This window comes from Bradyrhizobium sp. CCBAU 11386 (genome assembly GCF_028128955.1).
GTDB lineage: Bacteria > Pseudomonadota > Alphaproteobacteria > Rhizobiales > Xanthobacteraceae > Bradyrhizobium.
Window position 1 is genome coordinate 1 of sequence record NZ_LBKA01000236.1, and the last position, 24,684, is coordinate 24,684.

21 protein-coding genes are annotated in these 24,684 nt (G+C 64.5%); 13 read left to right on the plus strand and 8 right to left on the minus strand.

Features of this window, described 5'->3' with window-relative positions; translation table 11 throughout:
- The 5 genes from infB to pnp form a co-directional block, all read left to right on the plus strand.
- The coding region (infB, locus tag XI09_RS24360) for a translation initiation factor IF-2 (RefSeq protein ID WP_271569119.1) at positions 1-2,146 on the plus strand (2,146 nt) is incomplete at its 5' end.
- A 155-nt stretch (positions 2,147-2,301) separates the two neighbouring features.
- A complete protein-coding gene (rbfA, locus tag XI09_RS24365) occupies positions 2,302-2,736 on the plus strand; it encodes a 30S ribosome-binding factor RbfA (protein ID WP_271569178.1) in 435 nt (144 codons plus the stop codon).
- Entirely contained in the window at positions 2,733-3,851 is a 1,119-nt protein-coding gene (gene truB, locus XI09_RS24370) for a tRNA pseudouridine(55) synthase TruB (protein WP_271569120.1), read from the plus strand. The genes rbfA and truB overlap by 4 nt, the downstream gene beginning before the upstream one ends.
- A 2-nt stretch (positions 3,852-3,853) precedes the next feature.
- Complete coding sequence (gene rpsO / locus XI09_RS24375; protein WP_018644188.1) at positions 3,854-4,123, plus strand: 30S ribosomal protein S15; 270 nt, start codon at positions 3,854-3,856, stop codon at positions 4,121-4,123.
- Between the two features lie 464 nt (positions 4,124-4,587).
- Positions 4,588-6,750 carry a polyribonucleotide nucleotidyltransferase gene (gene pnp / locus XI09_RS24380; RefSeq protein WP_028172517.1) on the plus strand — a complete coding sequence of 721 codons (2,163 nt, stop codon included), beginning with the start codon at positions 4,588-4,590 and terminating at the stop codon, positions 6,748-6,750.
- A gap of 112 nt (positions 6,751-6,862) precedes the next feature.
- On the opposite strand, the gene katG is transcribed toward pnp, so the two are convergent.
- The gene (gene katG / locus XI09_RS24385) at positions 6,863-9,028 is read right to left on the minus strand and encodes a catalase/peroxidase HPI (protein ID WP_271569121.1); all 2,166 of its coding nucleotides are present in this window, start codon (positions 9,026-9,028) and stop codon (positions 6,863-6,865) included.
- 114 nt (positions 9,029-9,142) lie between these two features.
- Between katG and XI09_RS24390 the strand changes: the two genes are divergently transcribed.
- From XI09_RS24390 to XI09_RS24405, 4 genes are all read left to right on the plus strand, one after another.
- Positions 9,143-10,069 carry a hydrogen peroxide-inducible genes activator gene (locus XI09_RS24390; RefSeq protein WP_271569122.1) on the plus strand — a complete coding sequence of 309 codons (927 nt, stop codon included), beginning with the start codon at positions 9,143-9,145 and terminating at the stop codon, positions 10,067-10,069.
- A gap of 6 nt (positions 10,070-10,075) precedes the next feature.
- Positions 10,076-10,528, plus strand: a complete 453-nt coding sequence (locus tag XI09_RS24395) for a GNAT family N-acetyltransferase (RefSeq protein ID WP_271569123.1) — start codon at positions 10,076-10,078, stop codon at positions 10,526-10,528.
- Between the two features lie 74 nt (positions 10,529-10,602).
- Positions 10,603-11,457 (plus strand): hypothetical protein, encoded by an 855-nt coding sequence (locus tag XI09_RS24400; RefSeq protein ID WP_271569124.1) that lies wholly within the window; start codon positions 10,603-10,605, stop codon positions 11,455-11,457.
- A 152-nt stretch (positions 11,458-11,609) separates the two neighbouring features.
- Positions 11,610-12,206 carry a glutathione S-transferase family protein gene (locus tag XI09_RS24405; RefSeq protein ID WP_271569125.1) on the plus strand — a complete coding sequence of 199 codons (597 nt, stop codon included), beginning with the start codon at positions 11,610-11,612 and terminating at the stop codon, positions 12,204-12,206.
- A gap of 43 nt (positions 12,207-12,249) precedes the next feature.
- On the opposite strand, the gene XI09_RS24410 is transcribed toward XI09_RS24405, so the two are convergent.
- From XI09_RS24410 to fabA, 4 genes are all read right to left on the minus strand, one after another.
- The gene (locus XI09_RS24410; RefSeq protein WP_271569179.1) at positions 12,250-14,235 is read right to left on the minus strand and encodes an autotransporter family protein; all 1,986 of its coding nucleotides are present in this window, start codon (positions 14,233-14,235) and stop codon (positions 12,250-12,252) included.
- Positions 14,236-14,383: 148 nt separating this feature from the next.
- A complete protein-coding gene (gene fabI, locus XI09_RS24415; RefSeq protein ID WP_271569126.1) occupies positions 14,384-15,181 on the minus strand; it encodes an enoyl-ACP reductase FabI in 798 nt (265 codons plus the stop codon).
- Positions 15,182-15,319: 138 nt separating this feature from the next.
- Positions 15,320-16,543, minus strand: coding sequence for a beta-ketoacyl-ACP synthase I (gene fabB, locus XI09_RS24420; RefSeq protein ID WP_027546831.1), 1,224 nt, complete (start codon positions 16,541-16,543; stop codon positions 15,320-15,322).
- A 40-nt stretch (positions 16,544-16,583) separates the two neighbouring features.
- Positions 16,584-17,105: a bifunctional 3-hydroxydecanoyl-ACP dehydratase/trans-2-decenoyl-ACP isomerase gene (fabA, locus tag XI09_RS24425; protein ID WP_271569180.1), complete on the minus strand. Its 522-nt coding sequence runs from the start codon at positions 17,103-17,105 to the stop codon at positions 16,584-16,586.
- Positions 17,106-17,456: 351 nt separating this feature from the next.
- Here fabA and irrA point away from each other — a divergent pair, with 351 nt between their 5' ends.
- Positions 17,457-17,948: an iron response transcriptional regulator IrrA gene (irrA, locus tag XI09_RS24430; RefSeq protein ID WP_092190410.1), complete on the plus strand. Its 492-nt coding sequence runs from the start codon at positions 17,457-17,459 to the stop codon at positions 17,946-17,948.
- A 177-nt stretch (positions 17,949-18,125) separates the two neighbouring features.
- Here irrA and XI09_RS24435 read toward each other — a convergent pair whose 3' ends face one another.
- Complete coding sequence (locus XI09_RS24435) at positions 18,126-18,656, minus strand: SH3 domain-containing protein (RefSeq protein ID WP_271569127.1); 531 nt, start codon at positions 18,654-18,656, stop codon at positions 18,126-18,128.
- A 329-nt stretch (positions 18,657-18,985) separates the two neighbouring features.
- On the opposite strand from XI09_RS24435, the gene XI09_RS24440 reads away from it, so the two are divergent.
- Positions 18,986-19,987, plus strand: coding sequence for a 2-hydroxyacid dehydrogenase (locus tag XI09_RS24440; RefSeq protein ID WP_271569128.1), 1,002 nt, complete (start codon positions 18,986-18,988; stop codon positions 19,985-19,987).
- Positions 19,988-19,990: 3 nt separating this feature from the next.
- On the opposite strand, the gene XI09_RS24445 is transcribed toward XI09_RS24440, so the two are convergent.
- Positions 19,991-20,902: a LysR family transcriptional regulator gene (locus tag XI09_RS24445; RefSeq protein ID WP_271569129.1), complete on the minus strand. Its 912-nt coding sequence runs from the start codon at positions 20,900-20,902 to the stop codon at positions 19,991-19,993.
- A 117-nt stretch (positions 20,903-21,019) separates the two neighbouring features.
- Between XI09_RS24445 and XI09_RS24450 the strand changes: the two genes are divergently transcribed.
- A complete protein-coding gene (locus XI09_RS24450; protein WP_271569130.1) occupies positions 21,020-22,027 on the plus strand; it encodes an aldo/keto reductase in 1,008 nt (335 codons plus the stop codon).
- 8 nt (positions 22,028-22,035) lie between these two features.
- Here XI09_RS24450 and XI09_RS24455 read toward each other — a convergent pair whose 3' ends face one another.
- Entirely contained in the window at positions 22,036-22,839 is an 804-nt protein-coding gene (locus XI09_RS24455; protein WP_271569131.1) for a HesA/MoeB/ThiF family protein, read from the minus strand.
- Positions 22,840-23,085: 246 nt separating this feature from the next.
- On the opposite strand from XI09_RS24455, the gene XI09_RS24460 reads away from it, so the two are divergent.
- On the plus strand, positions 23,086-24,447 hold the full coding sequence (locus XI09_RS24460; protein WP_271569132.1) for a serine protease: 1,362 nt from the start codon (positions 23,086-23,088) through the stop codon (positions 24,445-24,447).
- Positions 24,448-24,684: the final 237 nt, after the last annotated feature.

Here is a 24,684-nt window from a genome sequence, read left to right on the forward strand (position 1 = left end):
ATCGGCCGCGCCTGCGCCGCGGCCCGGCGCCCCCGCGGCCCGGCCCGGAACCACGACGACCCGCCCGGGAACAACGACGGCGCGTCCTGCAACGACGACCGCACAGCGTCCGGGTGGACCGGCAGGTCGCGGCCCCGCAGTTGCAGCCGAACCGGATGAGGACGAGGCGCCGCGCCAGATCCGTCGCGGTCCCGGCGGCGCCGCGCGTCCCGCGCCCCCGCCCAAGACCACGCACAAGCCCGGCCCGCAGAAAGAGCGCGGCCGCCTCACCGTCGTCACCGCGCTCAACGCCGACGAGGTGCGCGAGCGCTCGATCGCCTCGTTCCGCCGCCGCACCCAGCGCCTGAAGGGCCATGCCTCGAACGAGCCGAAGGAAAAGCTCATCCGCGAGGTGGTCATTCCGGAAGCGATCACGATCCAGGAGCTCGCCAACCGCATGGCCGAGCGCGCGGTCGACGTCATCCGCATGCTGATGAAGCAGGGCGCGATGCACAAGATCACCGACGTGATCGACGCCGACACCGCGCAGCTGATCGCCGAAGAGCTCGGTCACACCGTCAAGCGCGTTGCCGCGTCTGACGTCGAGGAAGGCCTGTTCGACCAGGTCGACGATTCCACCGACACCGAGACGCGTTCGCCTGTGGTGACCGTGATGGGTCACGTCGACCACGGCAAGACCTCGCTGCTCGATGCGCTCCGTCACGCCAACGTGGTCTCCGGCGAAGCCGGCGGCATCACCCAGCATATCGGCGCCTATCAGGTGGTGTCGCCCGAAAGCGGCAAGAAGATCACCTTCATCGACACGCCCGGCCACGCCGCGTTCACCGCGATGCGCGCCCGCGGCGCCAAGGTCACCGACATCGTCGTGCTGGTGGTCGCGGCCGATGACGGCGTGATGCCGCAGACCGTCGAAGCCATCAACCACGCCAAGGCGGCGCGGGTGCCGATCATCGTTGCCATCAACAAGATCGACAAGCCCGATGCCAGGCCCGAGCGCGTACGCACCGAGCTGCTCCAGCACGAAGTGCAGGTGGAATCCTTCGGCGGCGACGTCGTCGACGTCGAGGTGTCCGCCAAGAACAAGACCAATCTCGACAAGCTGCTCGAGATGATCGCGCTCCAGGCCGACATCCTCGACCTGAAGACCAATTCGGAGCGCCCGGCCGAAGGCACCGTGATCGAGGCCAAGCTCGACCGCGGCCGTGGCCCGGTCGCGACCGTGCTGGTCCAGCGCGGCACGCTCCGTGTCGGCGACATCATCGTTGCCGGCGCCGAGATGGGCCGCGTCCGCGCGCTGATCTCGGACCAGGGCGAGACGGTGCAGGAAGCAGGTCCGTCGGTGCCGGTCGAGGTGCTCGGCTTCAACGGTCCGCCGGAAGCCGGCGATCGCCTCGCCGTCGTCGAGAACGAAGCCCGCGCCCGCCAGGTCACGAGCTACCGCGCGCACCAGAAGCGCGAGAACGCGGCAGCCTCGATCTCCGGCATGCGCGGCTCGCTCGAGCAGATGATGTCGCAGCTGAAGACGGCGGGCCGCAAGGAATTCCCGCTGATCATCAAGGCCGACGTGCAGGGCTCGCTGGAAGCGATCCTCGGCTCGCTGGAGAAGCTCGGCACCGACGAAGTCGCCGCCCGCATCCTGCATGCCGGCGTCGGCGGTATTTCGGAGTCGGACGTGACGCTCGCGGAAGGCTTCAACGCCGCGATCATCGGCTTCTCGGTTCGTGCCAACAAGGAAGCCGCTGCGGCCGCCAAGCGCAACGGCATCGAGATCCGCTACTACAACATCATCTACGACCTCGTGGACGACGTGAAGAAGGCGATGAGCGGTCTGCTCGCGCCGACCTTGCGCGAAACCATGCTCGGCAACGCCGCGATCCTGGAGATCTTCAACATCTCCAAGGTCGGCAAGGTCGCCGGCTGCCGCGTCACCGACGGCACCGTGGAACGCGGCGCCAATGTGCGCCTGATCCGCGACAACGTCGTCGTGCACGAAGGCAAGCTGTCGACGCTGAAGCGCTTCAAGGACGAAGTGAAGGAAGTCCAGTCCGGCCAGGAATGCGGCATGGCCTTCGAGAACTATCACGACATGCGTGCCGGTGACGTGATCGAGTGTTATCGCGTGGAGACGATCCAGCGCTCCCTGTAAGTCCAAATCTTACCGAAGCGCCCGGATCTTTTTGAGCTGAAATAGCGGGAGTGAGATGGCCGGATTTTTCCGGCCATCCACGCCTCTTCGTTTCAACAGGACAAATGACAATGCTCGTGTCCCAAACACGGGCACGACGAGGTGATTTCCAGACCATGCCCCGCCACCATCAAAAGAAGAGTTCCGCGCCCGGCGGAGGCTCGCAACGCCAGTTGCGCGTCGGCGAACAGGTTCGCCATGCGATGGCCGAGATTCTGGCGCAAGGCAACGTGCATGATGCGGACCTCGAAGGTCACATCATCACCGTGCCGGAGGTGCGGATGTCGCCCGATCTGAAGCTCGCGACAATCTACGTGATGCCACTCGGTGGCCGCGACACCGAGGTCGTCATCGCTGCGCTCGAGCGCAACAAGAAATTCCTGCGCGGCGAAGTCGCGCGGCGCGTTAACCTGAAATTTGCACCTGACGTTCGCTTCCGCGTCGACGAGCGATTCGACGAAGCGGAACGGATCGAGAAGCTTTTGCGAACACCTGCGGTGCAGAAGGACCTGGAACAGGATCCGGATTCGGATCGGGAAGAAGAGCAATGACGATGGACCCGGCTCACGGCACGATCGGCGGTAAAGAGGCCGATCAGCGCGACGTGCAGAAAAATAATTTTGCGGACATGGGCGGCAATTCTCAGCCGCACCAGGAGCCGCGCCGCGTCAACAACGATCCCCGCGCCAAGCAGCAGAAGGGCAACCAGCCACGCCGCGACCGCCGCGACGTCCACGGCTGGGTCGTGCTCGACAAGCCGATCGGCATGACCTCGACGCAGGCCGTCGCCGTGCTCAAGCGCCTGTTCAACGCCAAGCGCGCCGGCCACGCCGGCACGCTCGATCCGCTCGCGTCCGGCGGCCTGCCGATTGCGCTCGGCGAAGCCACCAAGACGGTTCCCTTCGTCATGGACGGCCGCAAGCGCTACCAGTTCACCGTGTGCTGGGGCGAGGAGCGCGACACCGACGACATCGAGGGTCGGGTCACCGCGACCTCCGACCAGCGCCCGACCCGGGAGGCCATCCTGGCGCTCTTGCCCCGCTTCACCGGGGTGATCGAGCAGATCCCGCCGCGCTATTCGGCAATCAAGGTCCAGGGCGAGCGCGCCTATGACCTCGCCCGCGACGGCGAGGTCGTGGAACTGGCTCCCCGCCCGGTCGAGATTCACCAATTAAGCCTTGTGGATCAACCTGATAATGACCGGGCCGTGTTCGAGGCCGAGTGCGGCAAGGGCACCTATGTCCGCGCCCTGGCCCGCGATATGGGCCGGATTCTCGGCACTTATGGCCATATCTGCGCGCTGCGGCGGACCCTGGTCGGCCCATTTGGCGAAAACGACATGATTCCGCTGGATCAGTTGGAGGCTTTGTGCGATAGAGCCGCGTCCGGCGAGGGAAGCCTCGCCGACGCGCTTTTGCCCGTTGAGACCGCGCTGGACGACATCCCGGCACTGGCCGTCACTCGGGCTGATGCGGCAAGGCTCCATCGGGGCCAGGCCGTTTTGTTGCGCGGACGGGATGCGCCCACTTGTAGCGGCACAGTCTATGTCACGGTGGCAGGCCGCCTTTTGGCGCTTGCCGAAGTCGGCAATGGCGAAATCATCCCCAAGCGTGTGTTCAACCTGACCGGCCTGACTGCCAGCCCCGGTCGCAACGAGAGAAATTGACGATGTCGATTGCCGCAGAACGCAAAGCGGAAGTCATCAAGACGAATGCCACCAAGGCCGGCGACACCGGCTCGCCCGAGGTTCAGGTCGCGATCCTGTCGGAACGCATCAACAACCTCACCAACCATTTCAAGACCCACGTGAAGGACAACCATTCGCGTCGCGGCCTCTTGAAGCTGGTCTCGACCCGCCGCTCGCTTCTCGACTACCTCAAGAAGAGGGACGAGGCGCGCTACAAGGCGCTGCTCGAGAAGCACAACATTCGTCGTTAAGTGTTCCTGCGCGCGCCACTGGCGCGCGTTTTCGCGCGTGGTTTCGAACGAAAGCGTTTGATTAAAGGTTTTTGATCGAGGCTGCGTGCGCGTCGGGTGCGGGCCCAAAGCGCGATAAGAATCGCACTTTGGATTGTTGTTTGAGTATGATCTTTTCGGAAAACCGCTTCGCACTTTTCCGGATCATGCTCGAGTGACGATTCGCATCCGGGGCATGATCGGCGAAGACCGCGGTTCGGTGTTCGCGTTCGTGCCGACTGACAGTCCAGCAGCAATCCGGCGGCTGGGCACAACGGGCAAGGCGCCCGTATGACCCGAAAGGATGGACGCCATCCGAAATCCAAAAACCATGGCAGGATCGCAGGACGCTGATCATCCGCTCCGATCAGCGTCCCGCAATCTTGCGCATGGTTTTTGTTTTTCGAAGCGTCCCTTCTTTCGAGAACCCATGAAAGAAGACCCCTATGTTCAATAAGCATTCAGTCGAGATCGACTGGGGCGGACGCCCTCTCAAGCTCGAAACCGGCAAGATCGCCCGCCAGGCCGATGGCGCCGTCGTCGCCACCTATGGCGAGACCGTGGTGCTCGCCACCGTCGTCGCGGCGAAGGCGCCGCGCGAAGGCGTCGACTTCCTGCCGCTGACCGTCGACTACCAGGAGAAGACCTACGCCGCGGGCCGCATTCCCGGCGGCTATTTCAAGCGCGAGGGCCGTCCGACCGAGAAGGAGACGCTGGTCTCCCGCCTGATCGACCGTCCGATCCGTCCGCTGTTCGTCGATGGCTGGCGCAACGAGACCCAGGTGATCGCCACCGTGCTGTCGCACGACATGGAGAACGATCCCGATATCGTCGCGCTGGTGGCCTCGTCGGCTGCGCTGACCCTGTCGGGCGCTCCCTTCAAGGGTCCGATCGGCGCCGCGCGCGTCGGCTTCGTCAATGACGAATACGTTCTCAACCCGACGCTCGACGAGATGGTCGACACCCAGCTCGACCTCGTCGTTGCCGGCACGGCCGACGCCGTGCTGATGGTGGAATCGGAAGCCAAGGAACTGAACGAAGACATCATGCTCGGCGCGGTGATGTTCGGTCACCGCCACTTCCAGCCGGTGATCAACGCGATCATCGAACTCGCCGAGAAGGCCGCCAAGGAGCCGCGCGAAGTCACCGTCATCGACAATGCCGCGCTCGAGAAGGAAATGCTCGGCCTCGTCGAGCAGGAACTGCGCGCCGCCTACGCCATTCCGGTCAAGCAGGATCGCTACGCCGCGGTCGGCAAGGTCAAGGAAAAGGTGATCGCCCATTATTTCCCCGAAGGGCAGGAGCCGAAATACGACAAGCTGCGCATCGCCGGCGTGTTCAAGGAGCTCGAGGCCAAGATCGTTCGCTGGAACATCCTCGACACCGGCAAGCGCATCGACGGCCGCGACTCCAAGACCGTGCGCAACATTATCGCCGAAGTCGGCGTGCTGCCGCGCGCCCACGGCTCGGCGCTGTTCACCCGCGGCGAGACCCAGGCGATGGTCGTGACCACGCTCGGCACCGGCGAGGACGAGCAGTACATCGACGCGCTGTCGGGAACGTACAAAGAGACGTTCCTGCTGCACTACAACTTCCCTCCCTACTCGGTCGGTGAGACCGGCCGCCTCGGCGGCACCAAGCGCCGCGAGATCGGCCACGGCAAGCTCGCCTGGCGCGCGATCCACCCGGTGCTGCCGCCGCATCACGAGTTTCCGTACACGATCCGCGTGGTCTCCGAGATCACCGAATCCAACGGCTCCTCGTCGATGGCTTCGGTCTGCGGCGCTTCGCTCGCGCTGATGGACGCCGGCGTGCCGTTGAAGCGGCCGACCGCGGGCATCGCGATGGGCCTGATCCTCGAAGACAAGCGCTTTGCGGTTCTCTCCGACATCCTCGGTGACGAGGATCATCTCGGCGACATGGACTTCAAGGTCGCCGGCACGGAATCGGGCATCACCTCGCTCCAGATGGACATCAAGATCGAGGGCATCACCGAGGAGATCATGAAGGTCGCGCTCGGCCAGGCCAAGGATGGGCGTATCCACATCCTCGGCGAGATGGCCAAGGCGCTGACCAACGCCCGCGCCGAGCTCGGCGAATACGCGCCGCGCATCGAGACCTTCAAGATCCCGACCGACAAGATCCGCGAAGTGATCGGCACCGGCGGCAAGGTGATCCGCGAGATCGTCGAGAAGACCGGCGCCAAGGTCAACATCGAGGACGACGGCACCGTGAAGGTCGCCTCCAGCGACGGCGAGGCGATGAAGGCCGCGATCAAGTGGATCAAGTCGATCGCGTCCGAGCCGGAAGTCGGCCAGATCTATGACGGCACCGTCGTCAAGGTGATGGAGTTCGGCGCCTTCGTGAACTTCTTCGGCTCCAAGGACGGCCTCGTTCACATCAGCCAGCTCGCTTCGGCGCGCGTGCAGAAGACCTCCGACGTCGTCAAGGAAGGCGACAAGGTCAAGGTCAAGCTGCTCGGCTTCGACGACCGCGGCAAGACCCGCCTGTCGATGAAGGTGGTCGACCAGACCACCGGCGAGGACCTCGAGGCCAAGGACAAGGCCGCCGAGGGCGAGAAAGCCCCGCGCGAAGCGGCCGGCGAGTAAGTCTCGCACTCATCGGAAACACGAAGGGCGGCCGAAAGGCCGCCCTTTTTGTTTACCGCTTGCCCCGGGCGATATGCGCGACCTCTCCCGCAAGCGGGAGAGGTGGAGTACCTCACGCCGCGATGTCGAACCGGTCGAGGTTCATCACCTTGGTCCAGGCCTTGGCGAAGTCCTTGACGAACTGCTCCTTGGAGTCCGACGTGGCATAGACCTCGGCGTAGGCGCGGAGCTGCGAGTGCGCGCCGAAGATCAGGTCGGCGCGCGTGCCGGTCCACTTCACCGCGTTGGTCTTGCGGTCGCGAGCCTCGTAGGTGCCGTCGGCCGCTTGCGTCCACTGCGCGCTCATGTCGAGCAGGTTGACGAAGAAGTCGTTGCTCAGCGTGCCCACCTTTGCGGTGAGGACGCCGTGCTTCGAACCGTTTGCATTGGCACCGAGCACGCGCAGACCACCGACCAGCACGGTCAACTCAGGTCCGGTGAGCTTCAGAAGCTGCGCGCGATCGACGAGCGCTTCTTCCTGCTGCAGGAACTGATGCTTCTTGCTGACGTAGTTGCGGAAGCCGTCGGCCCGCGGCTCCAGCGGCGCGAAGGACGCCGCGTCGGTCTGCTCCTGCGAGGCATCCATGCGGCCCGGCGTGAACGCGACCTTGACGTCGATGCCGGCGTCCTTCGCAGCCTTCTCGACCGCGGCGGTGCCGCCGAGGACGATCAGGTCGGCGAGCGAGACCTTCTTCGCGCCGGCCGAGGCGTTGAACTCCTTCTGGATCGCTTCGAGCTTGCCGAGAACCTTCGAGAGCTGAGCCGGCTGGTTCACCTCCCAGTCCTTCTGCGGAGCAAGGCGGATGCGCGCGCCATTGGCGCCGCCGCGCTTGTCCGAGCCACGGAACGTCGATGCCGACGCCCACGCCGTCGAGACCAGCTCCGGCACCGAGAGGCCCGAGGCCAGGATCTTGGTCTTCAGCGCAGCGATGTCCTGATCGCTGACCAGTTCGTGATTCACGGCCGGGATCGGATCCTGCCAGATCAGCGTCTCCTTCGGCACCAGCGGGCCGAGATAGCGCTGGATCGGACCCATGTCGCGATGGGTGAGCTTGAACCAGGCGCGAGCAAAGGCGTCCGCGAACTGATCCGGGTTCTCCAGGAAGCGCCGCGAGATCTTCTCATAGGCCGGATCGAGGCGCAGCGAGAGGTCGGTGGTGAGCATGGTCGGCCGATGCTTCTTCGACTTGTCGAAGGCGTCAGGAATGATCGCGTCGGCGCCCTTGGCCGTCCACTGGTTCGCACCGCCCGGGCTCTTCGTCAGCTCCCATTCGTACTTGAACAGGTTCTCGAAGAAGTTGTTGCTCCACTTCGTCGGCGTCGTCGTCCATGTCACCTCGAGACCGCTGGTGATGGAATCGCCCGCCAGGCCCGAAGCGTGCTTGCTCTTCCAGCCGAGGCCCTGATCCTCGAGCGCGCCCGCTTCCGGCTCCGGTCCGACCAGCGACGGATCGCCCGCACCATGGGTCTTGCCGAAGGTATGACCGCCGGCGATCAGCGCGACGGTTTCCTCGTCGTTCATCGCCATGCGGAAGAAGGTCTCGCGAATGTCCTTGGCCGCGGCGATCGGGTCCGGCTTGCCGTTCGGGCCTTCCGGATTGACGTAGATGAGGCCCATCTGCACCGCGCCGAGCGGCTCGGCGAGCTGGCGTTCGCCGCTGTAGCGCTCATCGCCCAGCCAGGTGCCTTCCGGACCCCAATAGAGCTCCTCCGGCTCCCAGACGTCGGCGCGGCCGCCGGCGAAGCCGAAGGTCTTGAAGCCCATCGACTCCAGCGCGACGTTGCCGGCGAGCACCATCAAATCGGCCCAGGAGATCTTGCGGCCGTATTTCTGCTTGATCGGCCAGAGCAGCCGGCGTGCCTTGTCGAGGTTGGCGTTGTCGGGCCAGCTGTTCAGCGGCGCAAAACGCTGCTGACCGGCGCCGGCGCCACCGCGCCCGTCGGTGGTGCGGTAGGTGCCCGCGCTGTGCCAGGCCATGCGGATCATCAGGCCGCCATAATGACCGAAGTCGGCGGGCCACCACTCCTGTGAGTCCGTCATCAAGGCGGTCAGGTCCTTGATGACCGCGTTCAGGTCGAGGGTCTTGAATTCCTTGGCGTAGTCGAATTCCTTGCCCATCGGGTCGGACAGGCCGGAATTCTTGTGCAGCATCTCGATGCTGAGCTGGGTCGGCCACCAGTCGCGGTTTGCCGGCGCACGTTTTCCACCCGAAAACGGGCACTTTGAAGTGTCGTCCATGAATACCTCCTCTGGTGGCGTCGAACTCGCGCCTTTGACCAGGTAGAACCACTCTAAGCCCCGCTTTCCATCAGGGGAAGTTGACTTTAGTGATCGCTGCGATAGGATTTTCTGATGGTCAACGTGACGATGCGCCAGCTCCGGTATTTCGACGCGCTGGCGCGTCACGGGCATTTCGGGCGCGCGGCGGAGGCGAGCTCGATCTCGCAGCCGGCCCTCTCGATGCAGATCAAGGAACTGGAGGAGGCGCTCGGCGGCCTGCTGCTGGAGCGTACCGCCCGGCAGGTCGCGCTGACGCGATTCGGCGAAGAGCTCGCACCGCGCGTCCGCGATATCCTGCGCTCGGTCGATGAGCTCGGCGATTTCGCGCGGGCGTCGCAGGACCGCTTCGCCGGCCGCCTGCGCATCGGCATGATCCCGACGATCGCGCCCTACCTGCTGCCCAAGATCACCAAGAATCTCACGCGCATGCATCCGGAACTCGACATCCGCGTGCGCGAGACGATGACGCCGCGGCTGATCCAGGAACTGGTCGAAGGCCGGCTCGACACCGCCATCGTCGCGCTGCCGGTGTCCGAGTCCTCGCTCACCGAGGTCGCCCTGTTCGAGGAAAAATTCCTGCTGGTGCGGCCGGGCGCGGATGAGGGAACGCCCGCACCCTCGCGGGAGATGATGCGGGAGATGCGGCTCCTGCTGCTCGAGGAAGGACACTGCTTCCGCGACCAGGCGCTGTCGTTCTGCAACATGCAATCGGCGCCGCCGCGCGAGATGCTGGATGCGAATTCGCTGTCGACGCTGGTCCAGATGGTCAGCGCCGGCATCGGCGTCACCTTGATCCCGGAGATGGCGGTGCCGGTGGAGACGCGATCGGCCTCGGTCTCGCTGACGCGCTTTCGCGACCCGCAGCCCTCGCGCACCATCGGCATGGTCTGGCGCAAGACCAGCCCGCTGGCGCGGCAGCTTCTCCAGATTTCCGAGGTGGTGTGCCTGTCGGCCGGCAAGGTGCGGACACGGCAATCCGCGCGCGGCCACAGGGCCTGACTTCCGATGTCGCATCCCGTCATCCGCCCTGCCCGCGCGGACGAATATGACGAGATCGCCCGCGTCTGGATGGAAAGCTGGATCTCGACCGGGCTTGCCGAGGCGAGCAATTTCCTGCTCACGAACCTGCGGGCGCGCATCCGGCGCGAGATCGAGGACGGCTGGAGCCTGTTCGTCGCCGACGATCGCGGCACGATTGCCGCGATGCTGGCGCTGCATCTGCCAAAGCTCTATCTCGACCAGCTCTTCGTCGCTCCCGTCTATCAGGGCCGGTCGCTCGGGCGGCAATTGCTCGCGTTCACGCGCACGCAAATGCCCGACGAGATGTACCTGCGCTGCGTCCGCGAGAACGAAAAGGCCTGGCGCCGGTACGAGCGCGAAGGTTTTGTGTTCGAGAAGGAAGAGGTCGCGACGGCAACCGGCTTCATGATGAAATGCTACCGGTGGAAGAGAGGGTAGACGCGATCGCTTGCGTCTGTGGCCTGCACGCTCTAGGTTGTGTCGCCCGCCGCATCAACCGTAATTCATCAATCATGTTCCGCCGTTTCGTCGTCGCTGCCGTCCTCGCTTCATCATGCCTGACCGCCACTGTATGGGCCCAAGCCCCGACAACAGTGATACCTGCGGCACCTGCCCCCAGCAAACCAGTCGTCAAGAAACCCGCCCCCAAGCCGAATGCAGCAAAGGCCAATACGGCCGCGAAGCAACCGGCAGCGATGGAGACCGGCCCTTGCCGCCTCGGCGTCATTTCAGCGATCGGCGGACGGTTCTCGGTCGAAAAGTTTGGCCCTACGGTGTTCGAAACTGAATTCAACGAGATCCCGATCGAGGATTGGGGTCTTGACGACATCGCACTGGCGCGTGTGCGCGCCGCAAGCGGTGCTGATCCGGCAATCAGAAAGATCAGCTATCCCAAAGGATCGTTCGAACCGTTCTACAATCCGAAATCCAGGCTCTTCCCGGATCCGAGCGAGCGTTTACCGGCGATCGTTCGCAGCATCACCTCGAATGCGAATTGCGAGCGCTATCTCGTGGTGACGAGGTTCAAGGCCGAGTTGCAGGGTAGCAGCTTGGTTCTGGACGGCATCGGCGCCTACAGCCGCGGCCTTGGATCTTTCGCCAGACATTCGCATTTGTTTGCCAACGTTGCGATCAACCTGATTGACGGTCGAAGCTACGAGCAGATCAATCGGCATTTCGCAAATTTTGGTTCCAATCTCGCCGAGAGCATGAGATTGACGGAAGATCCGATCACGAAGCTCGATAATTCGCAGTTCCCCGATCCTCCAGCCGCCGCATCGAACAACGCGACGCTGCGAGAAAGGACCCGGGCGCTCGTTGCGGCAAGGCTTGACCGGGCCCTCCCCGGCTATCTCAAGGAGGACTAAGCTACTTGCTTAAGCTACTTGCCGCCTTGATCCAATCGACCAAGATGTCGGCAAAGCATCTTCGCGCATCTCGACTTGTACGTTGCGAACTCGCGGCGGGCAGGCGATGAATGAGCCTTGCCGCGCCTCCCGCCGATTGAAGGTCCGCCCCCATGATCAAGCTCTATTGGTCGCCCCGTTCTCGCTCGTTCACGACGCTCTGGCTGATGGAAGAGAGCGGCCTGCCCTATGAGCGCGTGCTGACCGACATCTCGACCGGCGCGCAGAAGGCGCCGGACTATCTAGAGATCAACCCGATGGGCAAGGTGCCGGCGCTCAGCGACGGAGACGCCGCACTCGGCGAGGCCGCGGCGATCTGCACCTATATCGCCGACCGCTATCCCGAGACGAAGCTTGCGCCCGCTGTGACCGATCCGCGCCGTGCGCGCTATCTGCAATGGCTGTTCTTCTCGCCGGGCTGCATCGAGCCCGCCATCATCCAGATCTTCACCAAGATCGAGATCCCGACCTCGACGGCGGCGTGGGGCAGCGCGACGCAGGTGTTCGACGTGCTGGAAGCTGCGCTCGCCAAGGGGCCGTGGATTCTCGGCGAGGAGTTTTCCGCCGCCGACATCACCGTCGGCTCCGGCCTGAACTTCGCGGTGCGCCTGTTCAAGATGGTGCCGTCGCGCCCCGCCTTCGATGCCTATCTGGCGCGCTGCATGGCACGCCCCGCGTTCCAGCGCGCGGAGAAGATCGCGGCGGGTTAGAGCGTTTTCAAGCGAAGAAAAGGCGACAAAACAAGAATCCGGCTCAGAGCCTGATCTTCAGGACGGCGAGCCCGGACTGCTGAAGCAATCCGGAGGATGTCGCCGAGAGGCCGTAGCGGAGGCCGAGATCGAATCGGTTGTTGTCGGCCGCGACGAGGCCCAGCGCGGTCGAGTAGATCCACGGCGACAGGGCAAGGCCGCCGGTCGTGAAGGTCTCGCCGCCGCCGGCAAACGCTGACTTGATCTGAAGTCCCTGATTCAGCGCGTTGTAGCCGACGCCGACATCGCCGGTAAGATAGACGTGCTGCGCGATCCTGTAGGCGCCCTTCAGCCCTGCCGTCAGCGTCAATTCGCGATAGGTTTGCGAATCCACATTGAGGCTGAAGCCGCCTGCGCCACCTTCCTGATAGGCTGGCGAACGAACCTGTCCATAGTCCAGCCGCAGCGACGGGGCGATCGCAAATCCCGGCTCGATCGGGATCAGCTTGCGAACGCCCGCACCGGCGTGCCCGCTATAGGACCGATAGCCGGCGCCAGCCGCACTGTTGATGAACGTGAGCGAGCGGCTCTCGCCATTGTCGTTCAGTGCGCCGTCAAGCTGGCCATCGACCTGAACGCCATGGCCGAGCGCATAGGCGCCGTAGAGTCCGGCCTGATAGGAATCGATGGCGAGCCGGTTCGGGACTGCATCCTCGCTGCCGGTGATCGTCTGATGCGAATAGGCGAACACACCGCCAAGCATTGCGCGTGGCGAGACCGTCGTGTCCGCCCCGACGGCAATGCCGCCGCCGGACGCGTTATAGCCGGGAACGCCATCCACGCTGCTCTGCCGGACACTGCCGCCGAGCGGTTTCATCCAAAAAATCCGCTCAGGCGCTGCACCCGCGTTCAACCCGAGCACGTCGTCCAGCCGGCCCGTCATCGCCTGATGAAACATGCGCTGGGTGGAATAGGTCGCCTGCGATGCCGCGCCGGTGAGAACAGGCAATGTCTGGTTGACGGCGTTGACGAGACCGGAGCCGCTGAGATTGTCGAGCGCGGTGAACCCAGTCGCCATGCTGCCGGTCCAGCCGAGTGACGTTGCAGACAAGCGGTAGAGCATATCGGCCGCGCCTAACCCGGCGCGGCTGTTCTGTGCCTGGAGGGTCTCGGCATAGGGCCGCACCAGAGAGATATAGGCCACGCCGCCGGTCGGGTTGCCCGAGAGATCGTAGCTGCTGACGAGCATCTGTGCGCCCGATGCGTCGCCGCTGGCTGCGCCATAGAGGCTGGCGAGCGTGCCGCGCGAGAGCGTGCTGAAGAGCACGTTGCCCTCCGGCGTCACCGACCCCAGCAGCGTGAAGTTCGCGGCACTGCTCCCCGCGGGCGCAATGCCGGCGCCCCAGAAATATCCGTTCTGGTAATTCGTGATGACGAAGCGGCCGGGCGCGGACGTGCCGAACAGCGTGGAGCTGACGATCCGCCACGGCGTACCCGCCGTCCAGGCCCATTGCGGGACGGAGTTCGCGGGAACGGCTTGCGGCGCCGGCGGCGTGAAGGTCGCGGGATCGTAAGGAAGCATGTAGGCCCAATGCGTCACGAGCAGGCTGTCGCCAGTGATCATCTGCATTTCCATACCGATCACGCCGTTGACGGTTCGCATATGGCCGAGGCCGACCGTCACTGCGCCGCCCGCGGTCGGCGTGAACAGCATCGTGATCTGGCCCGCGGTCGTGACGAACCCCTGGATCGTTGAGGTATCCGTCAGAAGCGCCGAACCAAGCTTGAGTTGCGCCACGCTCGTTCCGGTGAAAGCACCGTTGGTCGCGGCCGCAAGCGACCATAGCGTCTGGTCACCGATCGGGATTGGATTGGAGAAGCCGGTCTTGGGCGCGGCATAAGCCAGCAGCTGCGCGGTCGGTACGTACCAGTTCGTGTTGGAGAGCGTCGAATCCCAGATCGCCGACTGCGCCAGGGCACGGGAGTTGCCGCAGACCAACGCGACGCCCATGGCGGCCGCCAGCACGCCCGCGCGACAGATCGCATGCACCCTCGGCAAGATCGTTCCTCCCGAACCGCGGGACGCACCATTCACGCGGCGCCACCGGGCAGAGGAAACACCATCTTATGGGAGAGTCTGCCCCATGATCGTGGGGGATACGAGGAAACGTCGCGGCCTCAAGCGGCCTGCGGACGTTTTATTCCGGCTTCAGATCGTCCGGCCTCGGCATCAAGACGATGTTGTAGCCGGAATCGACGTAATGGATCTCGCCGGTCACGCCGCCGGAGAGGTCCGACAGCAGATACAGCGCCGAACCGCCGAGTTCGTCGAGCGTGACGCCGCGGCGGAGCGGCGAATGTTTTTGCATGAAGGCAAACATCGCGCGCGCCTCACCGATGCCGGAGCCGGCGAGCGTGCGGATGGGACCGGCGGAGATCGCGTTGACGCGGATGCCGCGCGGTCCGAAATCGGAGGCGAGATAGCGCACGGAGGCTTCGAGCGCGGCCTTGGCCACGCCCATCACGTTGTAGTTCGGCATCGCGCGCTCCGAGGCGCCGAAGGTCAGCGTGATCATGCTGCCGCCCTCCGTCATCAGTTCGGCGGCACGTTTTGCGACCTCCGTGAACGAGAAGCAGGAGATCACCATGGTGCGCGAAAAATTCTCGCGGCTGGTGTCGGCGTAGCGGCCCTTCAGCTCGTTCTTGTCGGCGAAGCCGATCGCATGGATCACGAAGTCGAGCCGGCCCCACTTTTCGCGGAGCGCGGCAAAGGTGGCATCGACGCTTGCGATGTCCTCGACGTCGCAAGGCAGCACCAGATCCACACCAAGCTGCTCCGCCAGCGGCTTGACGCGCTTGCCCAAGGCCTCGCCCTGGAAGGTGAAGGCAAGCTCGGCGCCATGGGCATGCAGCGTCTTCGCCATGCCCCACGCGATCGAATGATCATTGGCGATGCCCATGATCAGACCGCGCTTGCCCTTCATCAAACCTTCCATTGCCTCGCGGCTCCTATCATTCCGACGTCATCGCCCGCGCATGCGGGCGATCCAGTATTCCAGAGACAGTAGTTATAGACCGGGAAGCCGCGGCGTACTGGATGCCCCGCTTTCGCGGGGCATGACAGCGTGCGGGGCTCACACATCCAGCCGGCTGAACACCAGCGTGGCGTTGGTGCCGCCGAAGCCGAAGGAGTTCGACAGCACGGTGCCGATCTTGACGTTGTCGATGCGCTTGCGCACGATCGGCATGTCGGCGAACACGGGATCGAGCTCCTGGATGTGTGCGCTCTCGCAGATGAAGCCGTTGTTCATCATCAGCAGCGAGTAGATCGCCTCCTGCACGCCGGTAGCGCCCAGCGAGTGGCCGGTCAGCGCCTTGGTCGCCGAGATCGGCGGGCACTTCTCGCCACTTCCGAACACCCGACGGAGCGCGTCAATCTCCGGCGGATCGCCGGCCGGCGTCGAGGTCGCATGCGGATTGATGTAGTCGACCTTGGTCTTCACCGTCGACATCGCCATGCGCATGCAGCGCTCGGCACCCTCGCCGGAAGGCGCGACCATGTCGTAGCCATCGGACGTCGCGCCATAACCGACGATCTCGCCATAGATGCGCGCGCCGCGCGCCTTGGCATGCTCGAGCTCTTCCAGCACCAGCACGCCGGCGCCGCCGGCGATGACGAAGCCGTCACGGTTGACGTCGTAGGGACGTGACGCCGTGGCGGGCGTGTCGTTGTACTTCGAGGACATCGCGCCCATGGCGTCGAACAGCACCGACAGCGACCAGTCGAGCTCCTCGCAGCCGCCGGCGAAGATGACGTCCTGCTTGCCGATCTGGATCGTCTCATAGGCATTGCCGACGCAGTGGTTCGACGTCGCGCAGGCCGAAGAGATCGAATAGTTGACGCCCTTGATCTTGAACCAGGTCGCGAGCGTCGCCGAGGCCGTGGAGGACATCGCCTTCGGCACGGCAAACGGTCCGACGCGCTTCGGCCCCTTGGTGCGGGTGATGTCGGCGGATTCGACGATGGTCCGGGCGGACGGGCCGCCGGAGCCCATGATGATGCCGGTGCGGATGTTGGAGACTTCGTCAGGCCCTAAACCGGAATCCTGGATCGCCTGCTCCATCGCGACGTGATTCCACGCTGCGCCCTGGCCGAGGAAACGCATGGCGCGGCGATCGACCACTGTCGAAGGATCGAGCGTAGGCTCACCTTGCACCTGCGAACGGAAGCCGAGCTCGGCATATTTCTCAGCCCGCGAAATGCCCGACTTCGCCTCGTGAAGGCTCGCAAGCACTTCCTGGGTGTTGTTTCCGATGGACGAGACGATGCCCATCCCGGTGACCACAACCCGCCTCATGACAGCCTCGCCTAAATCGTTGTCTTTCTTTGTGATGCGTTCAGCCCAGGCTCGTGCCCTGCTTGAACAGGCCGACCTTCAGATCCTTCGCGCGATAGATAATCTGGTCGTCGACCGAAAGCCACCCGTCGGCAATACCGAGCACGAGCTTTGACCGCATCACGCGCTTGATATCGACGTTGTACACAACCTTGCGGGCCTCGGGCAGCACCTGGCCGCTGAACTTCAGCTCGTTCAGGCCAAGCGCGCGACCGCGACCTTCACCGCCGCTCCAGCCCAAATAGAAGCCGACCATTTGCCACAGCGCATCGAGGCCGAGGCAGCCGGGCATCACGGGATCGTTCTTGAAATGGCAGCCGAAGAACCAGAGGTCGGGCTTCACGTCGAGCTCGGCACGCACCAGCCCCTTGCCGAACTCGCCGCCATTGTCGCTGATTTCCGTGATGCGGTCGAACATGAGCATCGGCGGCAGCGGCAGCTGGGCATTGCCCGGGCCGAACATCTCGCCGCGGGCACACGCCAGCAGATCTTCGTATTCGTAACCGTTGCGCCTGTTCAGCATGCATGAGCCTCTGTTCAAAGTCCGATTGAGCGACGTTTTTTGGCGAAAATGGGCCCCGTCCCGGTCGGAGAGCAACGCCAACAGCCATCGTCAGGCGCAACTCCCACAAGCCCCGTATGGACTGCGGACCGGGCCTCGATGCCCGGGTGCACCAAAATCGGCTAAGCGGAACCGCGCGCTCTCTAACACAGGCCATTTCGGCGGCAAAGCGCTGTCATGAAGGTAAAATGACGGGCTGCTCGCTCGGTTCCAGCCTGATTAGAACCTCTCTAGTTGCGAGAAACTTGCATCTGCATCTATCTGTTCTTATATTGCAGATACAGATTGTTCACGCGTGCCCGAAATCTGGAAATGAGCGAGAATACCGCGTCCCATCACGACGACGACGTCCATGCCGCGGCCCTCCTGTCCGGCCGCCAGCCGGCTTTGACCGGCTGCCCGTGGCACGATGTCAACGAAATGCTCCAGTCCGCCGGGCTCCGTCCGACGCGCCAGCGCATGGCGCTGGGCTGGCTCTTGTTCGGCAAGGGTGCGCGCCACCTTACGGCGGAAATGCTGTACGAGGAAGCCACGCTGGCCAAGGTTCCGGTGTCGCTGGCGACCGTCTACAACACGCTGAACCAGCTCACCGACGCCGGCCTGCTCCGCCAAGTCAGTGTCGACGGCACCAAGACCTATTTCGACACCAACGTCACCACCCACCACCACTATTACCTCGAGAACAGCCATGAGCTGGTCGACATCGAGGATCCGCATCTGGCCCTGTCCAAGATGCCGGAGGTGCCCGAGGGTTACGAGATCTCGCGCATCGACATGGTCGTGCGCCTGCGCAAGAAGCGCTGAGATCTATCCTAAACTGTTGATTTAGTCGTCATGGCCGGGCTTGTCCCGGCCATCCACGTTCTTGGGCTGAGCGCGGAAGTGCGTGGATGCCCGGGACATAGGCGAGCGGAAGCGACGCCGTCCTTCGGACGGCTATGCCCGGGCATGACGCTGGAGCAATAGCTCGCTTCTATCGCGTCAGTTCACCTGCTCGTCCGAATACACGCCCCAGAGGCGTTCCTGCTGGATCCAGCCGTCAAAACCGTTACCGGTGACGCGGCACCAGTTTGCGCTGCACTTCTTCACCTGGGTGACGACACCAGCCTGGAGCTTGGCCGCAACCGCGCTGTCGGGATCGGCGCGGTCGTAGATCGGCGCGAGCTCGTCCTTGTGCTTCATGGTGACGACCGCGGTGCGGCGGCCCGACAGCAAGGAATGATAGACCCAGCCCTCGGCGCCTTCGGAATCGCGCACCCGGCGCCAGTTCTCGAACTCGGCGGTGATTTCGACCGGCAGACCGGCACGGGTATAGACCCAGGCCACGTCATTGTCCTTGGTCGGACCGGCACGGACGTTCACGTGATCCGACTTGAGGCTGACATAGCGCGGCACCGGGAGGCCGCTGGCGCTCTGGGGGGTGGTTTCCTTCGCCGAATGCGAGGGGCTGACCGAGGCGCTCAACCAGGTGCAAACGAGCGCCATCACCGAACAAAAACGCCCCAACGCCATCAACCCGTCTCCTGTCGAGGAGCCGGCCGAGCCGGACCCTCACCCCAAAATTCCCAAAAAACCCTGCCGTGGTTGTCCCTGACCCGCCCCACGCGGGTGTTCCCCAAGCCCGGCCCGTGGTTCTTGTCTTGGCCCGGCCTTCTGCTAGAGAGGACGGACGCTTGAACAACCAGTTTGGCCCGATTTTCCGGGTGGAAATATCGGGAGAGCTTGAAGGAAACGCCGGGGACGACACGGCAAGGGCAGTGTCGAACAACCGGGTTAATGAGGCCTGAACGGCCGGCCTTTGGCGACAGAGGCGGGCTTGCCACGCCTCATGAGAGCAGGACATGTCGGTGAAGAAAAAGCCCCTCGTCGTGGTGACGCGCAAGCTGCCGGATTCGATCGAGACGCGGATGCGCGAGCTGTTCGACGCGCGGATCAATCTCGATGACACCCCGATGTCGGCCGAGCAGATCGCGGAAGCCGCGCGCACCGCCGACGTGCTGGTTCCGACCGTCACGGACCACATCACCGCCGACGTCGTCAACCAGCCCGACTGCAAGCTCCGCCTGATCGCCAATTTCGGCAACGGCGTCGACAATATCGATGTCGAGGCCGCGCATGCCCGCGGCATCACCGTCACCAACACCCCAAAGGTTCTGACCGAAGACACCGCCGACATGACCATGGCGCTGATCCTGGCCGTGCCTCGGCGGATGATCGAAGGCGCCTCGATCCTGACGGAAGGCAAGCCCTGGCCCGGCTGGTCGCCGACCTGGATGCTCGGCCACCGCATCGGCGGCAAGCGCCTCGGCATCGTCGGCATGGGCCGCATCGGCCAGGCTGTCGCCCGCCGCGCCCGCGCCTTCGGCTTGCAGATCCACTATCACAACCGCCGCCCCGTCGCGCCGAAGATCGCGGAAGAGCTTGGCGCGACCTATTGGGAAAGCCTCGACCAGATGCTGGCGCGGATGGACATCATCTCGGTGAACTGTCCGCACACGCCGGCGACCTATCACCTGCTCTCGGCGCGGCGATTGAAGCTGATCCGCAAGGACGCCTACATCGTCAACACCGCGCGCGGCGAGGTCACCGACGAGGACACGCTGATCAAGCTGATTGAAGGCGGCGAGATCGGCGGCGCCGGCCTCGACGTCTATGAGCACGAGCCCGCGATCAATCCGAAGCTGGTGCGGCTCGCCAAGGCCGGCAAGGTGACGCTGCTCCCGCATATGGGCTCGGCCACGATCGAAGGCCGCGTCGACATGGGCGAGAAGGTGATCATCAACATCCGCACCTTCCTCGACGCCCACAAGCCGCCGGATCGCGTGCTGCCGAGCATGCTCTGAGGCTTATTTGCTGCGCGTTTCGCGCTTGCGCCAGTCGGCCACGAAGTCGATGAAGGCGCGCAGCGCCGGCGGCGCCTGGCGCCGGCTCGGATAGTACAGGAACGGTCCCGGAAACGGCTCGCACCAATCCTGGAGCAGGCTGACCAGCACACCGGACTTCAAGGCTTCACCGACATAGCCATCGAGCGTCGCCCAGATGCCTACGCCGTCGAGCGCGGCGCGCATGGCAAGGCCCATATTGGTCGAGATCAGTTTTGCGGGCGGATCGACCTTCATCATCTCGCCACCCTTCTCGAACTCCCAATCATGCATGACGCCGCTCGAGTAGCGGGCGCGGATGCAATCATGGTCGAGCAGGTCCTTCGGATGCCTGGGCCTGCCGCGGCGTGCGACGTAAGCAGGCGACGCGACGACGACATAGTGCTGCGGACCGCTCAGCGGGACCGCCACCATGTCCTTCGCGAGATGCTCGCCATAACGCACGCCGGCATCGAAGCCGGCGCTGACGATGTCGACGAAGCCGCTTTCGCTGACGATGTCGAGATCGACCTGCGGATGCGCCTGAAGAAACGGCCCGACCATCGGCGCCAGCACGAGATCGACCGCCGGCGGCGGCGCGTTGATGCGCAGCCGGCCGGAGGCGACCTCGCGCAGGCCCCGCACCTGATCCAGCGCATCGCCGACATCGCGCAGCGCCGGGGCCACCCGAGACAGCAGCAGCTCACCCGCCTCGGTCAGGGCGACGCTGCGGGTCGTGCGGTTCATCAGGCGGACGCCAAGGCGCTCCTCCAGGTCCCGTAATCGCTGGCTAAGGCTCGACACGGACACGCGAATTTCAACCGCCGCGCGCCGGAAATTGCGGGTGCGGGCGACCGCCACGAAGACATCGAGATCGCGCAGGTCAGGATCGGTCATTGTTCACTAATGTGAACACGCTATTCCGGATTGTCCAGCTTATCGGCGCAATCGCCCGGGCGCATATCCAGCCTCGTCACGCGGCGCAATCAGCCCGCCTTTTCGAGGAGAGCCATCATGGAACAGCGCAAACTCGGTTTAACCGGCCCCACCGTCTCCGCCCTCGGTCTCGGCTGCATGGGCATGTCGGAGGTCTATGGCCCCGCCGATCGCGGCGAGAGCATTGCTACGGTGCATGCGGCGCTCGATGCCGGCATCACACTGCTCGACACCGGCGACTTCTACGCCATGGGCCACAACGAGATGCTGGTTCGCGAGGCGCTGACGAACGTCCCGCGCGACAGGGTGCAGATCAGCGTCAAGTTCGGCGCGCTGCGCGGCCCCGCCGGTGAATTCGCCGGCATGGACACAAGGCCAGCCGCGACCAAAAACTTCCTCGCTTACTCGCTGCAGCGTCTGGGCACCGACTACATCGACGTCTACCGCCCGGCGCGTCTCGATCCCAACGTTCCCATCGAGGAGACCATCGGCGGCCTCGCCGATCTCGTGAAGGCGGGCTACATCAGGCATATCGGACTGTCCGAGGTCGGCTCCGACACAATTCGCCGCGCGCATGCGGTGCATCCGATCGTCGATCTCCAGATCGAGTATTCGCTGATCGAGCGCGGCATCGAGCGCGACATTCTGAAGACCTGCCGCGAGCTCGGCATCGGCATCACCGCCTATGGCGTGCTCGCGCGCGGCCTGATCAGCGGCCATTGGTCGAAGGACTCGGGCAAGGCCGGCAAGGACTACCGGCTGATGACGCCGCGCTTCCAGGGCAACAATCTCGACGCCAATCTCGCGCTGGTGGAGCGGCTGCGTGCCATCGCGGCCGAGATCGGCGCGACACCGGCGCAGGTCGCGATCGCCTGGGTGGCGGCGCAGGGCAAGGAGATCGTGCCGCTGGTCGGCGCCCGCAGCCGCAACCGCCTCACCGAAGCGCTCGGCGCGACCAAGGTGACGCTGACACCGGCGCATCTTGCGGCCCTGGCACAAGCCTTCCCGCCGAATGTCGCTTCCGGCACGCGCTATGCGGCCGAGCAGATGGCGCATCTCGACAGCGAGAAGCCGGCCGGCGCGTGAGCCGGCTATCAGGTGCGATGGCTGCTGAGGTCGGTGATCACAGGCCCATCGCCGTTGAGCGGATTGGCCGGATCGCGCTCGTAGCGCAGCGTCTCGAAGCGCATCGCGCGCGCATCGATCATCAGGAGGCGGCCGACGAGGCCGTCGCCGAAACCGACGATCTCGCGGATCGCCTCCAGCGCCATCATCGAACCGAGCACGCCCGCAAGCGCGCCCATGACGCCGGCCTCGGCGCAAGCCGGCACCGTGCCGGGCGGCGGCGCTTCCGGAAACAGGCAGCGATAAGTCGGGTTGAACACGCCCTGCTCGTTCGTCTCATGCGCGCGAATGGTGGTGAGCGAGCCGTCGAAGGTGCCGAGCGCCGCGGTGATCAGCGGCCTCTTCGCGAAGAAGCAGGCATCCGAGACCAGATAACGCGTCGAGAAATTGTCGGAGCCGTCGAGCACGAGGTCGTAGTCGGCGATCAGGCTGAGCGCGTTGTCGGCGTTGAGCCAGGTGGCGTGACCGACGAAGCGCACATGTGGATTGAGCGCGGAAATGCGCTCGGCCGCGCTCTCGACCTTGTGGCGGCCGATGTCCGGCGTCGTATGGATCACCTGGCGTTGGAGATTGGATAGCGACACCACATCGTCATCGACCACGCCGAGCGTACCGATTCCGGCGGCGGCCAGATACATCAAGGCGGGCGCGCCGAGCCCGCCGGCGCCGATCACCAGCACCGAGGCCCGCTTCAGCGCGGCCTGGCCCGGGCCGCCGACGTCGCGCAGCACGATATGGCGGGCATAGCGTTCGAGTTCGTCCGGGCTCAGCATCGTCCGTCTCTCCTACCATGCCCTCGCTCTCGATCCTCATGGTGAGGAGCGCGGAACGCGCGTCTCGAACCATGAAGGCCCAGATCTCGCCCGGGGCCATCCTTCGAGACGCGGCCTAAGGCCGCTCCTCAGGATGAGGACTTGAGTTCACGGCCCCCGTAGCAGGCCTGAACCACCCCGAGATTGTTCGCGACCAACGAGATGTGCTTCAATGGCATTGCGTTCAATGGGCTGGCTGGATTTGTCATGAGATCGATGCTTGCGGCAACACTGATGTTTGCGGCTGCCACAGGCGCGAACGCCCAGATGACGACGCCGCAGAGCCCCGGCACCAGGCCAAAGACGGTCCAGACCGTTCCGATCCGCCCGCCCGCACTTCAAACACCGTCGGAAACGGCCGATGCCATGGCACAGGCCGAACGCCTGTCGCTTCAATCCGACCTCGCCTGGGTCGGCCAATATAACGGCGCCATCACCGGCGACGTCAGCGAGCGCATGGTCAATGCCATCAAGGAGTACCAGAAGAACAAGGGCGGCAAGCCGACCGGCGTGCTCAATCCGCAGGAGCGCGCCGCGCTCGCGGAGACCGCGCGGCGGAAGCAGGACAGCGTCGGCTGGAAGATCGTGATGGAGCCGACCAGCGGCGCCCGGCTCGGCATCCCCGGCAAGCTGGTGCCGCAGCAGGCGACCGACGCCAACGGCTCGAAGTGGACCTCGCCGACCGGAACGGTGCAGGTGCTGCTGAGCCGGCGCAAGGAGGCGAACCCGACCACCGCAAAGCTCGCGGACGCCGAGAAGAAGGAACCGACCGGCCGCAAGGTCGACTACACCGTGGTGAAGCCCGACTTCTTCGTGCTGTCCGGTCTCCAGGGCCTGAAGAAATTCTACGTGCGCGGCACCTTCAAGGGCGACGAAGTCCGCATCATGACGATCCTCTACGATCAGGCCACCGAGAACACGGTCGAGCCGGTCGTGATCGCGATGTCGAGCGCGTTCAATGCATTTCCGGCAGGACCGCAAGCCGGACCGGCACCGCGCAAGACCGTCGAATACGGCACCGGCATCGTCGTCAGCGCCGACGGCGCGATCCTCGCCGACCGCCTCGTCACCGACAGCTGTCTTGCGATCACCATCGCCGGCTATGGCAGCGCCGATCGTCTTGCCGAGGACAAGGAGCACGATCTCGCACTCTTGCACATCTACGGCGCGCGCGGCCTGAAGCCGCTCAGCCTCGCTGGCGGCGGGGCGAAGACGAATGTCGACGTCGTCGGCATCGCCGATCCGCAAAGCCAGGGCGGCGCGGCCGGGGTCTCGAGTGTCAAGGGCGCGCTGGCGCCCGTCACGAGCAGCGATTCCGCACTGTCGCCGCCACCGGCGGTCGGATTTTCCGGTAGCCCCGCGATCGACGCCGACGGCAAATTCGCCGGCATTGCGCTGTTGAAGCCGGCGATGGTGGCGGGACCCGCGACGTCGGTGCCGGCATCGCAGGCCGTGATGGTCTCAGCGGAGACGGTGCGCGATTTCCTGAAGGCCAACGGCGTCACAGCGAACGGCACGGCAACGGACGCGAAGGCGGCCGTCGTCCGGGTCATCTGCGTGCGGAAGTAAGCCGGGCAACAATCACAATCTCTCGTGTTGATCGGCGCACATCGCACGTACGACTACGGGTCCAGTAATGGTACGGATTAGCTGGCATTCCCGATTCCGCCATCATTGTTACCGTTGATTCGGACCTCCGCGATCCCCCTTTGGATCGGGCCGGCACGTCCTGAGCGAGAAGAGCTCAGCATCAAGAAGCGATGCACGTTCGCGTGGCGTATTCCTGACCCAGGCACTCCAAAGGAT